We start from the raw sequence: 13,717 nt of genomic DNA on the forward strand, positions 1-13,717 counted from the left end.
AGTTTTGGACGGGTAGCTGACTGACAGGTCTGTGGTCACGCGGAACAACAAGTGGCCGTCCGGTTTCCGGATCTTCGAGGACAAGAGCCTCGAGGTCGAACACTTCGCGCAGCAACTCGGGGGTGAAAACCTCCGAGGCACTGCCCTGCATGACTATTTTTCCGGACCGCATCGCGACTACATGCGTGGCATATCTGGCCGCGAGGTTCAGGTCGTGGAGGACTGCCACCAATGTTCGACCGGACTGATGAAGTTGGGAACACAGGTCGAGAACTTCGATCTGGTGGGCGATGTCGAGAAAAGTGGTCGGTTCGTCGAGCAACAGCACTTCAGGATCGGAGAAAAGCGCCTGGGCCAGCAACACGCGCAGTTTCCAGCCTGGGGAAACCTCGCTCATCGGGCCAAAGTGCTGCTCGATGCCGATACCCAGGCCCAGCAACAGTTCGCCGGCACGGGATTCGGCGGTGTAGCCGTCCATTTCAGCGAATTCGGTTTCCAGCTCGGCCACAGCCATGCCGTCTTCTTCGGTCATTTCCGGCAGCGAGTAGATGCGATCGCGCTCGGCCTTGACCTTCCACAGCTCTTCGTGACCCATGATCACGGTGTCGATGACGGTGAATTCTTCGTAGGCGAACTGGTCCTGGCGCAATTTACCCAGACGCACGTTCGGCTCGAGCATGACCTGGCCGCCGGACGGCTCGAGATCGTCGCCGAGGATTTTCATGAAGGTCGACTTGCCGCAACCGTTGGCGCCGATCAGGCCGTAGCGGTTGCCCGCGGCGAATTTGACCGAAACGTTCTCGAATAACGGCTTGGCGCCGAACTGCATCGTGATGTTAGCTGTAGAAATCAAAGGTTTTTCCTGCGAAGCATTCAGAGTAGCTAGGGGTGCGGCAGTACCGATTCAGTACCCGGTTCCGGTATTCAAACCACGGGAAATGCATCCCGGTCAGAAGCGGAAGGTCCATCTGGCAATAAGTGGACAGCAGCAATGGAGCGCTTGGCCCGAGTCGAAGTGCGCTGAGGCGGGGTTCATTCCCGTCATCAACCAAGGGGGGCGCGTAATGTTTGGCGGCGATTGTACTGGTCTGGCTCTTTAAACGATAGGGCGTTGAGCCTGCGCGGGCACTTTGGCAGCATCAGCGGACACATTTTCACAGTTGTAAGCTAACTATTTGTTACAAACCGTGGCTAAAATGCCATCTATTCACCCAATGCCGCTGTTGGCATGGGCTCAAGGACGTGCCACCGGGACCGCTGTTTCGTATTCAGACACTGCGCCAGACCGCTTGGCCGGCTGCGCAGTTTGCTCACTTCTGACGTGTGACGATTGCCGTGAAACTCATCATTGCCGCTATCTATGTAGTCTCCATTGCGTACGTTCACCTGCGCGGGCGCGTGCGCCACAAACTGGGCCGCCAACTGAGCGACCACTCGACGTTTCTGGCGCCGATCAATTGCTTCCTTTATATGTTCTCCAAACTCCCGAGCAAGCCTTACCTCAACCCAGCGGACTTCCCGGACCTGAGCCCGTTGCAGGCCCATTGGGAAGAAATACGTGCTGAAGGGCAGAACCTGCTCCGCGCTGGCGAGATCAAGCGTTCGAACCAGTACGACGATGTGGGTTTCAACTCGTTCTTCAAGAGCGGCTGGAAGCGTTTCTACCTGAAGTGGTACGGCGACAGTCATCCTTCGGCGGAAAAACTCTGCCCGCGCACCACCGAACTGGTGCAAAGCATCGGCTCGATCAAGGCTGCGATGTTCGCCGAGCTGCCGCCGGGTTCCAAACTGGTGCGCCATCGCGACCCGTACGCCGGCTCCTACCGTTATCACCTCGGGCTGGAAACGCCGAACGATGCCGGTTGCTACATCAACGTCGACGGCGAGAACTACCACTGGCGCGACGGTGAAGCGGTGATGTTCGACGAAACGTTCATTCACTATGCGGAAAACACCACGGATCAGAACCGCATCATCTTGTTCTGTGATGTCGAACGGCCGATGAAATACCGTTGGGCGGCAGCGTTCAACGCCTGGTTCAGCCGCAATGTGATGTCGGCGGCGGGCGCGCCGAATGATGCGGGCGACAAGATCGGTGGCATCAACCGCTTGTTTGCCAAAATCTACAAGGTTCGACTGCGCGGCAAGGAGCTGAAGAAACGTAACCGCACCCGTTACTACCTTGAGAAATGGGCGATTTTTGGTGGGTTGTTGGCGGTTTTCGTATTGATCTGAGTTTTTGCGCCAAGCCGGATGGCCCCTTCGCGAGCAAGCCCGCTCCCACATTTGGAATGCATTTCCCTGTGGGAGCGGGCTTGCTCGCGAAGAGGCCGGTATATTCAACACAACAACTACGGCTTTGTACCGCCCAACTGCTTCCACATCTTCGCCGTAATCTTCTGCCGATTCGCATACCCCGCCCACGGATCCTCTTTCAACCCCTCCAACCGTTCCAGCAGATTAGCCACCGTCCACTCCTGCGAACCATGCAGCGCCGTCAACTCGTCCCGGGCAATCGGCACCGACACCGGTAACCCCGGCCGCGCCCGCACCGAGTACGCCGCCACCGTACTGGCCCCGCGGGTATTGCGCAGGTAATCGACGAAGATCTTGCCGACCCGGTTTTTCGGGCCCATGGTCGCAGTAATCCGTTCCGGCAGTTGCTGCGCCATAAACTGCGCAATGGCTTTGGCGAACGCCTTGACCGTGTCCCAGTCATCCTTGCGCGCCAGCGGCACGATGATGTGCATGCCTTTGCCGCCGCTGGTTTTCAAAAACGCCTCCAGGCCGATTTCGTCCAGCACCGACAGGGTCAATTGCGTGGCCTCGACCATGCTTTTCCAGGGCAACGCGGGATCCGGGTCGAGGTCGAGGACGAACAGGTCCGGGGTTTCAATCTTGTCAGTGGTCGCGCCCCAGGTATGCAACTCGATCGTGCCCATTTGCGCCGCGCCGATGAGTGCCTGGACGGTGTCGATTTCCATCAGGCGCGCGTGACCAAGGTCGATGTTCGGGTCCAGGTGCTTGATATTGGGGATCGCCAGGCGCTCGGCGTGTTTCTGGAAGAACTGTTCGCCCTCGACACCTTCCGGCGCCCGCAACAACGACACCGGCCGGTCGCGAAGGAATGGCAGAATCCACTTGCTGATGCTTTCGTAGAACTGCACCAGTTCGAGTTTCTGCGTGCCGCTGTCCTTGTCGATGACGCGGTCAGGATGCGTGATCTTGACCCCGGCGACGGTGCTGTCCTTGCTGCTGGTTTTCTTTTCGCTCACGGGTTTGCCCGCCTTGGGGGATTGCGGCTGTTCACGGACAATCTCGGTCGCCGGTTTGTCAGTGCGCATGGCGATGAACGCCGCTTGCCGAACCACGCCTTCGCGGGTCCACTCGGCAAATTCGGCTTCGCACACCAGCGTCGGTTCTACCCAATGCACGCCTCGGGCCTGGGCGGCGGTCAAAGGCTTGGCCAAGGGTGAGGTCTTGCGCTCGATCTTCTGCAACTGCCCATGAAACAACTTGAGGTTGGCTTGATTGAACCCGGTGCCGACACGCCCGGCATAAATCAGTCCCTTATCGTCGTAGACACCCAGCAGCAGGGCGCCGAAACCGCTGCGCGAACCTTGCGGCGCGGTATAGCCAATAATCACGAACTCCTGGCGCAATCGGCATTTGAGCTTGATCCAGTCCGGGCTGCGTCGCGAAACATATGGACTGCCGGCACGTTTACCGATGACGCCTTCCAGCGACAACGCACAGGCACTCTCGACGATGTCTTGATGCTTGGCCGTAAAGGCTTCCGAGAAGCGCAGGATTTGCCGGGACTTGCGCCCCAGGGCTTTTTTCAGCGCTGCACGCCGGTCTTCTACCGGCATCTCACGCTGGTCGACGCCATGCAGAAACGGTGCGTCGAATACGAAATATATGATGTCCACGGAGCGGCCAATCTCGAACGCATTCTGCAACCCTTGGAAGTCCGGGAAGCCTTTGTCGTTGAGCACCACCACTTCACCATCAAGCCAACTGCCGTCGAGTTTCATCTCGGCCAAGGCCTTGGCTTGCAAGGGCAGTTTGGCGGTCCAGTCGTGGCCGTTGCGGGTCAGTAGCCGCACTTCGCCGTTGTCGATGCGCGCGAGGATCCGATAGCCGTCGAACTTGATTTCATAACGCCAATCGCCGGCCGGGGCCTTGTCCATCAGCGTGGCCAGTTGCGGGCTGAATTGTTCGGGTAGGGCAGTGGGCTTGGGTTTGACCGCTTTGGGCTTTTTAACGGCTTTCTTGGTTGTTTTGTCGCCTACGGTCGCATCGCTCAATACGCTTTTGGGCAGCTCGGCAACCACGTCGAATTCGCTGATAGGGCGTGCCTGCTGATCCTTTTCCTTGATCAGCAGCCATTGCTCCTTGTCGCCACTGCCGCGCAAATGGGTGCGCACCAGTGCCCAGTCGCCGGAGAGCTTCTCGCCGATCAGGGTGAATTTCAGTTTGCCGGCCTTGTAGGTTTCCTGCGGGTCACCAATCGGCTGCCAGACACCGTGATCCCAGACAATCACATCCCCGGCGCCGTACTGGCCTTCGGGGATACTGCCCTCAAAGGTGCCGTAACTAATCGGATGGTCCTCGACATGCACCGCCAGACGCTTTTGCGTCGGGTCCAGGCTCGGGCCTTTGGGCACGGCCCAGCTTTTCAGGGTGCCGTCGAGTTCCAGGCGAAAGTCGTAATGCAGGTTGCGAGCGTCATGCTTCTGGATCACGAAACGCAAGGCCGAAGGCGCTTTCTTGCCGCGTTTGGCCGGCGCGGACTCGGGCGGTTCCGAGGTGATCTCGAAGTTGCGTTTGCGCGTGTATTCACTCACCGGTTTAGCCATGGCGAACTACCTTGTGCTGCGAATTCCCGGGCAGTCAGCCACGAGAACTCTTCGTGGCTTTTTTGGCCGGGGCCGGTTTGGCGGCGGCTTTGCGCGGCTTGGCCGCCGGTTTGCTGGCTGCCTTGCCGCCGAGGCTGCGTTTGAGCAGCTCGGTCAAATCAATGACATCTGCCGTTTTACGTTCCTCTTCACCGGCGGTGCTCTCGACGTCTTCAATCTTGCCTTCATTGGCCTTTTTCTCCACCAGCGCCATGATCTTGTCTTCGAAACTGTCGCGGTAATCCTCGGGTTTCCAGTCGGCACTCATGTCCTCGACCAGGCGCTTGGCCATCTCCAGTTCACCTTTGGCCAACTCGGGTTTGGTCACCTCACTGCCCAACTCCAGCTCATCCAGGCTGCGCACTTCCGCCGGCCAACGCAGCATCACCAGGACCATCGCCGACTCCAGCGGCATCAGCGCCGCCAGGTGCTGGCGGGTATGCAGCACGACATGGGCGAGGGCAACCTTGTTGGTTTTGCTCAGGGTTTCACGCAACAGCGCATAGACCTTGCCACCGCGTTTGTCCGGCGCCAAGTAATAGGGTGTGTCGATGTTTTGCAGCGGGATTTGTTCGCTGTCGACAAAGGCGAAGATGTCGATGGTCTGGGTCGATAGCGGGTGCGCCGAGCGAATTTCCTCTTCGCTGAGCACCACATAGCGGCCCTTTTCGTAGGCGACGCCCTTGACGATATGTTCCTTGGTGACTTCCTTGCCGGTGACTTTGTTGACGCGCTTGTAGCCCACCGGGTCCATGCTGCGGCTGTCGAGCCAGTCGAAATCCACCCCTTGGGATGAGGTTGCCGACACCAGTGCCACAGGGATGTGCACCAAGCCAAAACTGATTGCGCCTTTCCAGATTGCCCGGGCCATGTCGTCTACTCGCAAGTGATGATCAGGTGACCTGCGTCCCGGCGCAAAAGTTTCAGCGGCTTTCGCCCCGGCCCTGCAGGGGGATCAGCGGTGCGGCAAACGGGTGTTACATCTGTGAAGGAGGTTTCAGTTAACAAATCCGAACGTCGGGCGTAGCGTGGCATCGAAGACTCTATTCCCGCGTTCGTAGAGAGGCTCCCCATGAATCGATTTTTGCTCGGCTGCACCGTGTTGGCCTTGAGCGCTTTGCTCGGCCCGGCGGCCCTGGCCCAGAGCCCGACGGGCAGCACCAACAACAATCCCTACAACAGCCCGATTCACCGGGCCAACCCCAACAGCATGCAGGGCACGCAGCCGGCGACCCGGCAACCGACATTCGCCCCCGTGCCGCGTCCGCCAACCCTGGAAAACGGCGGCATCGGCAATCGCTATCCCCAGGACAAGTCGGCGCCAGGCACGCCACCGAAATTCATTCCCAACCCACCGCCAAGGGACTCGGACAGCAGCAACCGTTGAACGGCAGGATTGAGGTTCTGTCAGCCATTCGAACGACAAAAGGAAGCGTGCATGTTGCGTAAAACCCTCCTGGCCACCTTCTGCGCCAGCGCATTGATCACCGCCGCAGCACCTGTTTTCGCTGCGCCCACCCAGGAACTGAAAAGCGAACAAGGCACTCTCGAGGTCACACCGATCACCAAGGGTCTGGAACACCCGTGGGCCTTGGCATTTTTACCCGATCGCCAAGGCATGCTGGTGACTGAACGGCCCGGCAACCTGCGGGTTGTCACCACCGATGGCAAGCGCTCGACGCCGATCAGCGGCGTGCCCAAGGTCTGGGCCAAGGGGCAGGGTGGTTTGCTCGACGTGATGTTGTCGCCGGACTTCAAGCAGGACCGCATGGTTTATCTGTCTTATGCCGAAGGTGGCGGGGAAGGTGACAAGGCCGGGACAGCCGTGGGGCGCGGGCGTTTGTCCGACGACCTGACGACGCTCAAGGATTTCAAGGTGATCTTCCGCCAAGAGCCAAAGCTCTCCGTCGGTAATCATTTCGGCTCACGGCTGGTGTTCGACCGGGACGGCTATCTGTTCATCACCCTCGGCGAAAACAATGACCGCATGACCGCCCAGGACCTCGACAAGCTGCAAGGCAAAGTCGTGCGGATCTATCCGGACGGCAAAGTGCCGGACGACAACCCCTTTGTCGGTCAGGCCGGTGTGCGTCCGGAGATCTGGTCCTACGGTCATCGCAACCCCCAGGGCCTGGCGATGAATCCGTGGAACGGGACGATCTGGGAAAACGAGCACGGCCCCAAGGGTGGCGATGAGATCAACGTGATCGAGCGCGGCAAGAATTATGGCTGGCCGCTGGCAACCAACGGCATCAACTATTCCGGCCAACCGATCCCGGAAGCCACGGGCAAGACCGCCGAAGGCACTGTGCCGCCGCACCACGTCTGGGAAGTCTCTCCGGCTATCAGCGGCATGGCGTTCTACGACGCCGATCGTTTCAAGCCATGGCAGCACAACGTGTTTATCGGCGCGCTGGCGAGCCAGGAACTGATCCGGTTGCAGTTCGATGGCGACAAAGTGGTCCATGAAGAACGCTTGATGGGCGAACTCAAGGCGCGGATCCGCGATGTGCGGCAGGGGCCGGATGGGTATTTGTATGTGCTGACGGATGAGGAGGATGGGGCGATTTACAAAGTCGGGTTGAAGTGAAACCCATCCACCGCCTTCGCGAGCAAGCCCGCTCCCACACTTGGAATGCATCCCCCTGTGGGAGCGGGCTTGCTCGCGAAGGCGGCCTCAAAGCCAACACAGCTCTTGGCTCCCTTCATCTACGAATATATAGAACCACCGCCGCCCGAAGCTTCCCCCGCCCAAAACTGCACATCTTCTCAAACTCACCATGACTTACCGGCAAATGCTGGCAATCCATGGGTTGGCGATGCTGGCTGTGATCCACATCCGGGTCGTGCAGGTAGACAAACTCTTCATCGCAATCCGTGACCATCACCCAGTGCGGTGCCTTGGAGCGGGTCAGGCGATAGCTGCTGATCAGCACCAGCGGCTGACCGCCAGCGTCCAATAAGCGTGGCAGATCCAGCGTACCGCCAATCACCCGTTCCACATCGGTGTCCTGCAACTGCGCGGTGAATTCTTCGTGCACCAAACGCATTACGTCCTTTTTATGCTCATCGCGCACGCCATCCAGAAACAACGGCCCGGCCATGCTCAGTTGCAGCCGAACCCAAAACCCACGGCGCCACGCCGCCAGCGCCAGGCCTTGAGGGCTGCAACCGCCGTGGCCCGAGGTCATGAACACCGTGGTCGCCTCACGCCAGATTTGCAGTTCTTCCCGGCGTTCCAGCAAACGCTCCTGCTGTAACGCGCCCATGGCCATCAGCAAGCAGGCCGGGCCGCAGGTGAAGTCGGTGGTCTGGCGATACCAGGGCACCCGGATATTGCGCGAATCGCGGTGCTGCAGAATGCGTTTTTCCAGGCGCAGCGCGTCAGCGTGGTCCTGGTAATAGTCGTGGATCAGCGCGAAACGCCGGTAACCGTTGCGCTCATACAGGGCAATCGCCGCCGGGTTGTCGATACGCACCTCCAGCCGCAAATACGCGCAATCGTGCTCAAGGGCACAGGCTTCGATCCGTTCCAGCAACTGTTTACCCAAGCCATTGCCCCGGGCCTCGGCCGCGATGGCAATCGAATACAGCCGCGCCAGGGACGTGCCCCGATGGAACAGCACCACCGCGTAACCGACCAATTGTTCCCCGTGTTGGGCGACCAACAGCTGTCCATGGGCACGCGTAATCATCCACTGAAAACTGCGACTGGTGAGCCGATCCGTGGTGAAGCATTGCTCTTCGAGTTTGAGCAGCGCCGGTAAGTCTTCAACTACCGCCAAGCGAAAGACAGGATTCATATGACCGCCGTAAAAGTTGCGTAACGAAACGGGACTTTCGAAAAAGTTCGTGCTTAATAGGAAAGGTCTTGTTCTCCAACGGATCAATCACTATGTCAGCGGTACAAGGTCATTGGCGCGAAGTATCCGAGCAAACTTTGCCGGCGGCAACTTATTTAAATGATGCAGTCAGAACTTCAAGTCAGTTGATTATCATCGTCGAACGTAAGGAAGACTGGGCGTCCTATTTTCCCAGCGAAGACATCGTCACGGCCCAGGAATACCTGGAACAAACCCGTGATAACGAGCAGGGTAAACGGGTCCAGGTGATCAACCTGTGCCGCAGCTACAAGTACCTGGGGCACGGTTATTACTGCTCGTTGCTGGCCGAGGCTCGGGGGCACAAGGTCATTCCGTCGGTGCGGACCATCAGCGAACTGACGCGTAAATCCCTTTACGGCCTGGCCCTGGATGACCTAGACAAGCCGCTGGAAAAAGCCCTGAGTAATCATCTTTACAGTGATACCGAAGGCTTTACCCTGACCCTGTATTTCGGCAAGACCAATATCGAGCCCTTGCAGGATCTGGCGCGCCAGTTGTTTGAAGTGTTTCCGTGTCCGATTCTGCTAGTTGAGTTTCGACGAACTAACGGTTGGCACATCGAAGGTATAAAGTCCGGCGCGTTACATAAGTTGCGCGAAGATCAGGAAGACCAGTTCGCCAATTCTCTGGACAGTTTCAGTCGCAAGATCTGGCGCATGCCGCGCTCCCGGCGCCTGGCCCGTTATGACCTGGCGATCCTGCATGATCCGCAAGAAGCATTGCCGCCATCCAACGCCAAAGCTTTGGACAACTTCGTCCGGGTCGGCAAAAACCTGGGCATCGACGTCGAGCTGATCGAGCGCAAGGACTACGCCCGCATTGCCGAATACGACGGGCTGCTGATTCGCGAGACTACGAGCGTCGACAACCATACCTACCGCTTCGCCAAGAAAGCCGAGAGTGAAGGGCTGGTGGTGATGGATGACCCGGCGTCGATTCTGCGCTGCACCAACAAGGTCTACCTGACTGACCTGCTGAAAAGCCATCAACTGGGCATGCCCGCCACCGAGATTCTCTACAAGGAACGACCGGAAGACTTCGAGCGGGTCGGCGAGCGCTTGGGCTTCCCGCTGGTGTTGAAAATCCCCGACGGTTGTTTCTCCCGGGGCGTAATCAAGGTCGAAAGCCAGCAAGCCTTGCTCGAAGCCACCGCCGAACTGTTCGAACACTCGGTGTTGTTGCTGGCCCAGGAATTCTTCTACACCGAATACGACTGGCGCATCGGCGTACTCAACCGCAAACCGATCTTTGCCTGCCAGTACTTCATGTCCAAGGGCCATTGGCAGATCTATAACCACAAAGCCAAGGGCCAGGACATCAATGGCGAATGCCGCACCCTGGCGGTCCACGAAGCGCCGCGCGCCGTGGTGGAACTGGCGGTGAAGACCGCCAACCTGATCGGCGACGGCCTCTACGGTGTCGACCTCAAGCAGTCCGGCGACAAAGTGGTGGTGATCGAGGTCAACGACAACCCGAACATGGACGCCGGCATCGAAGACGCCTACTTGCAGGACGACTTGTACTCGCTGGTGCTGGAAGAGTTCGTCCGCCGCCTGGAGCTCAAACGCCGCGGCCAGGCCTGGTGAGCGGCCGATGATCAACAGTTTTCAACTGACCCACGGCGCCCTGCACAAGGTTGAACGGCTGGACGCCGACGTGATGCTATTCAGCAACCCCGACGCCGCCGAGCGCGACTTGCTGCACAGCCATTTCAAACTCGATGAACACGCCCTGGCCTCGGCCCTGGACCCCGACGAGGTGTCGCGCATCGAGTTTCACCCCGACAACCTGTTCCTGATCTGGAAACGTCCGGAAAACTATTCCGGCGCCGGCAGCCTGGCCTTCGAAGTCTCGTCCTGTGGCTTGCTGTTCTCGCCGGGCCGCTTGCTGGTGATCGCCACCGACGACTCGCCACTGCATGGCCTCGGCACCCGCCAGCGGCTCAATACGCCGCTGGATGTGTTGCTGGATTTGTTGTTCAACAACATCCATCACTACCTCGGCCACCTGAAGGTGATCAAACTGGTTGCCCGCGAGTTGCAGCAGAAATTCAACGCCTCGATGGAAAACCAGCACCTGATCCAGATGTTCAACCTCAGCGAAAGCCTGATTTATTACATCAATGCGATCCACAGCAACGGCGCGGTGCTGACCCGCCTGCGCAACCATGCGGAAAAGGAACACTTCAGCGCCGAGGCCATCGGCCTGATCGACGACCTGATCATCGAAAACAACCAGTGCTACAAACAGGCGGAAATCTACTCCACGGTGTTCTCCGGGCTGATCGACGCCCGGGGCAACTTGATGAACAACAGCATGAACAACCTGCTGCGCAAACTGACGTTGATCAACGTGGTGTTTTTGCCGCTGAACCTGATTGCCAGTATTGGCGGCATGTCCGAGTTCAGCATGATGACGGCGGGCACGCCGTGGTGGGTGTCGTATCCGCTGTTTTTGGCGGCGATGATGATTGGGGCGGGGGTGATGGTGTTGGGGCTCAGGCGGTTGGCCAAATAGTTTTGGTGACTGTGAGGCCGCCTTCGCGAGCAAGCCCGCTCCCACACTTGGAATGCGTTCCTCCCTGTGGGAGCGGGCTTGCTCGCGAAAGCAATCTCAACATCACCGCATCGTCCGGATCAGCCCCTTGACCCCAATCTGCTAAAGACCCGACAACATTGGCCATTGACTTGCCCCCGGCGCCCGGCTAATTTCCAGCCATGACTTCCACCGTATTGCGCTGCCAGCCAAGCATTATTACCGCCATTCCTTATTTGGCGGGCTAGCTCACGACTGCAGCACCCAACCCGCCCTAGAGGCGGGTTTTTACTTTCTGTCTCCTGGGTTTTGAACCGGAACACGTCCGGCGCAGGAGCTGCCAAAGGCGGCGATCTTTTCTTTTTCAAGATCAAAAGATCGCAGCCTTCGGCAGCTCCTACGCCCGGCGTGTAGAACAGGAGATATGAGCATGAGCAGTACCGCCGCCCAACAACGTTTGCTTGAGCACTACGTGAAAAAGATCCTCGCCGCCCCGGTGTATGAGCTGGCGGTGCGCACGCCGCTGCAACCGGCGCCGGCGTTGTCCGAGGCGCTGGGCAATCAGATCCTGCTCAAGCGTGAAGACCTGCAACCGACGTTTTCCTTCAAGATCCGCGGCGCCTACAACAAGCTGGTGCAACTGAGTGATGAGCAGAAGTCTCGTGGCGTGATCACGGCTTCGGCGGGCAATCATGCCCAAGGCGTGGCGCTGGCGGCGCGGGAGTTGGGGATCGCCGCCACCATCGTCATGCCGTGCACCACGCCGGAGTTGAAGGTGTTGGGTGTACGCAGTCGGGGCGCCGACGCGGTGCTGCATGGCGAGAGTTTTCCGTTTGCCCTGGAACATGCGTTGGACCTGGCCCGACAAACCGGTCGCACCTTTGTCTCGCCGTTCGACGACCCGGACGTGATCGCAGGGCAGGGCACCGTCGCCATGGAGATCCTGCGCCAGCACCAAGGCCCGCTGGACGCAATCTTCGTTCCGGTAGGCGGCGGAGGTCTGATCGCCGGCATCGCCGCGTACGTCAAATACCTGCGGCCGGAAGTGCGCATCATCGGTGTCGAGTCGGAACATTCCGCCTGCCTGCAAGCGGCATTGCGGGCCGGTGAACGGGTGGTCTTGCCCAACGTCGGGACCTTCGCCGATGGCGTGGCGGTGGCGCAGATCGGCACTTATGGCTTTGAGGTTTGCCAGTTTTGTGTCGACGAGGTGATCACCGTCAGCAACGACGAACTCTGCGCCGCGATCAAGAACATCTACGACGACACCCGCTCGATCACCGAGCCTTCCGGCGCGCTGGCCGTGGCCGGGATCAAGAAGTACGTGGCACAGACCGGCGCTCGCGGTCAGACCCTGGTGGCCATCGACTCAGGCGCGAATATCAATTTCGACAGCCTGCGCCATGTCGCCGAACGCGCCGCGGTGTGCAGTGCCCCGGCGTGAGGGGATATCAGGGCAACATCGGGCGCAGGAACGTGCGCTCGTAGCTGACGATAAACTTTTTCTCGACCAGCGAAGCCACCAGCGCGGTGCTTTCCGGGTCGGTCATGGCGATGTGGCGGTAGCTTTCGTAGTCCGCCAGGGAAGGAAAACTGAACAGGCAGTAGGCGATATTGCTAGCGCCCTCGGACGGCAGGAAATAGCCGTGATGCGTGCCACCCAAGCGTTCGACAATGCCGAGCCAGGCCTGGGCGTAGGCTTCGAACTCGCTGAGTTGGTAGGGATCGATGACATATTTGACGTGGCAGGTAATCAAAGGCAGCTCCCCATAATTTTTGTTAAACACCATCCCCCTGTGGGAGCGGGCTTGCTCGCGAAGGGGCCCTGTCAGTCAACACTGATGTTGAATGACAGACCGCATTCGCGAGCAAGCCCGCTCCCACAGGGAAGATGTGGTGGCTTATTCCTGGACTGCTTTCTCAATCTTGCTCGACGCCGACCAGATCCGATAACGAACCTCAATATCCTTCGGCACATACAGCACGATCGGCAGCTTACTGTTATAGCGCAACATAAACCCGTCACCGACCACCGGCACAAAGTCCTTTTTAGTCTTGCCATCTGGGCAGGCCATCATCGTGCTCATCGGGCCAATCACCTTTTCCAGGCGATAGAACGGATAACCCCAGCCCTCAAGATTCTTCTCTTCAAGTATCCCGCCCAAGCGCTGACGGTTGCAGTCCACGCTCAAGGTTTTGCCGGCCAGAACCTCTACTTGATAAGCGTCTTCCTGAGATTGCGGCGCCATATGAATGACCTGACGAGTGAAACCGCTTTCGGCTTTTGGGAACGGCGCAACCTCTTCGAGTTTTGCCGCCTGTGCTCCGCACGACAGCCCGGCAGCTATCAGCCCGACGGTAGTGATAAAGGTCAAAGAACCCATGATGCCTCCTTGC

At 58.9% G+C, this 13,717-nt stretch carries 11 protein-coding genes and 1 pseudogene; 6 read left to right on the top strand and 6 right to left on the bottom strand.

Annotated features, from left to right (window positions below; genetic code table 11):
- Positions 1–853 (bottom strand): ATP-binding cassette domain-containing protein (locus ACIQY3_RS16795; RefSeq protein ID WP_403021321.1); only part of this gene is annotated, 853 nt, incomplete at its 3' end.
- A 482-nt stretch (positions 854–1,335) separates the two neighbouring features.
- On the opposite strand from ACIQY3_RS16795, the gene lpxO reads away from it, so the two are divergent.
- A complete protein-coding gene (lpxO, locus tag ACIQY3_RS16800; protein ID WP_403021324.1) occupies positions 1,336–2,235 on the top strand; it encodes a lipid A hydroxylase LpxO in 900 nt (299 codons plus the stop codon).
- 116 nt (positions 2,236–2,351) lie between these two features.
- Here the strand turns inward: lpxO and ligD are convergent, their stop codons facing one another.
- Positions 2,352–4,862, bottom strand: a complete 2,511-nt coding sequence (gene ligD, locus ACIQY3_RS16805; protein ID WP_403021327.1) for a DNA ligase D — start codon at positions 4,860–4,862, stop codon at positions 2,352–2,354.
- A 34-nt stretch (positions 4,863–4,896) separates the two neighbouring features.
- Positions 4,897–5,772: a Ku protein gene (locus tag ACIQY3_RS16810; RefSeq protein ID WP_403021329.1), complete on the bottom strand. Its 876-nt coding sequence runs from the start codon at positions 5,770–5,772 to the stop codon at positions 4,897–4,899.
- Between the two features lie 201 nt (positions 5,773–5,973).
- On the opposite strand from ACIQY3_RS16810, the gene ACIQY3_RS16815 reads away from it, so the two are divergent.
- Both ACIQY3_RS16815 and ACIQY3_RS16820 read left to right on the top strand, forming a co-directional pair.
- A complete protein-coding gene (locus ACIQY3_RS16815) occupies positions 5,974–6,288 on the top strand; it encodes a hypothetical protein (protein ID WP_403021332.1) in 315 nt (104 codons plus the stop codon).
- A gap of 51 nt (positions 6,289–6,339) precedes the next feature.
- On the top strand, positions 6,340–7,491 hold the full coding sequence (locus tag ACIQY3_RS16820) for a PQQ-dependent sugar dehydrogenase (RefSeq protein WP_403021335.1): 1,152 nt from the start codon (positions 6,340–6,342) through the stop codon (positions 7,489–7,491).
- A gap of 115 nt (positions 7,492–7,606) precedes the next feature.
- On the opposite strand, the gene rimI is transcribed toward ACIQY3_RS16820, so the two are convergent.
- Positions 7,607–8,704 (bottom strand): ribosomal protein S18-alanine N-acetyltransferase, encoded by a 1,098-nt coding sequence (gene rimI, locus ACIQY3_RS16825; protein WP_403021338.1) that lies wholly within the window; start codon positions 8,702–8,704, stop codon positions 7,607–7,609.
- Between the two features lie 92 nt (positions 8,705–8,796).
- On the opposite strand from rimI, the gene ACIQY3_RS16830 reads away from it, so the two are divergent.
- From ACIQY3_RS16830 to ilvA, 3 genes and pseudogenes are all read left to right on the top strand, one after another.
- Positions 8,797–10,371, top strand: coding sequence for a RimK family protein (locus ACIQY3_RS16830; protein ID WP_403021341.1), 1,575 nt, complete (start codon positions 8,797–8,799; stop codon positions 10,369–10,371).
- A gap of 7 nt (positions 10,372–10,378) precedes the next feature.
- Positions 10,379–11,302 (top strand): magnesium transporter CorA family protein, encoded by a 924-nt coding sequence (locus tag ACIQY3_RS16835; RefSeq protein WP_403021343.1) that lies wholly within the window; start codon positions 10,379–10,381, stop codon positions 11,300–11,302.
- A 442-nt stretch (positions 11,303–11,744) separates the two neighbouring features.
- Positions 11,745–12,740, top strand: a pseudogene (gene ilvA / locus ACIQY3_RS16840) (threonine ammonia-lyase, biosynthetic); the annotation flags it as partial.
- 31 nt (positions 12,741–12,771) lie between these two features.
- On the opposite strand, the gene ACIQY3_RS16845 reads toward ilvA, so the two are convergent.
- Positions 12,772–13,077 carry an NIPSNAP family protein gene (locus ACIQY3_RS16845; RefSeq protein ID WP_163910032.1) on the bottom strand — a complete coding sequence of 102 codons (306 nt, stop codon included), beginning with the start codon at positions 13,075–13,077 and terminating at the stop codon, positions 12,772–12,774.
- Positions 13,078–13,221: 144 nt separating this feature from the next.
- Complete coding sequence (gene eco / locus ACIQY3_RS16850; RefSeq protein WP_403021347.1) at positions 13,222–13,704, bottom strand: serine protease inhibitor ecotin; 483 nt, start codon at positions 13,702–13,704, stop codon at positions 13,222–13,224.
- Between the last annotated feature and the right edge of the window lie 13 nt (positions 13,705–13,717).

It is taken from the genome of Pseudomonas sp. NPDC096950 (assembly GCF_044762525.1).
GTDB lineage: Bacteria > Pseudomonadota > Gammaproteobacteria > Pseudomonadales > Pseudomonadaceae > Aquipseudomonas.

Coding starts and splice junctions, on each gene's coding strand:
- ACIQY3_RS16810 (WP_403021329.1), bottom strand. CDS start 5,772: ATGGCCCGGGCAATCTGGAAAGGCGCAATCAGTTTTGGCTTGGTGCAC.
- ACIQY3_RS16830 (WP_403021341.1), top strand. CDS start 8,797: ATGTCAGCGGTACAAGGTCATTGGCGCGAAGTATCCGAGCAAACTTTG.
- rimI (WP_403021338.1), bottom strand. CDS start 8,704: ATGAATCCTGTCTTTCGCTTGGCGGTAGTTGAAGACTTACCGGCGCTG.
- ligD (WP_403021327.1), bottom strand. CDS start 4,862: ATGGCTAAACCGGTGAGTGAATACACGCGCAAACGCAACTTCGAGATC.
- ACIQY3_RS16820 (WP_403021335.1), top strand. CDS start 6,340: ATGTTGCGTAAAACCCTCCTGGCCACCTTCTGCGCCAGCGCATTGATC.
- eco (WP_403021347.1), bottom strand. CDS start 13,704: ATGGGTTCTTTGACCTTTATCACTACCGTCGGGCTGATAGCTGCCGGG.
- ACIQY3_RS16815 (WP_403021332.1), top strand. CDS start 5,974: ATGAATCGATTTTTGCTCGGCTGCACCGTGTTGGCCTTGAGCGCTTTG.
- ACIQY3_RS16835 (WP_403021343.1), top strand. CDS start 10,379: ATGATCAACAGTTTTCAACTGACCCACGGCGCCCTGCACAAGGTTGAA.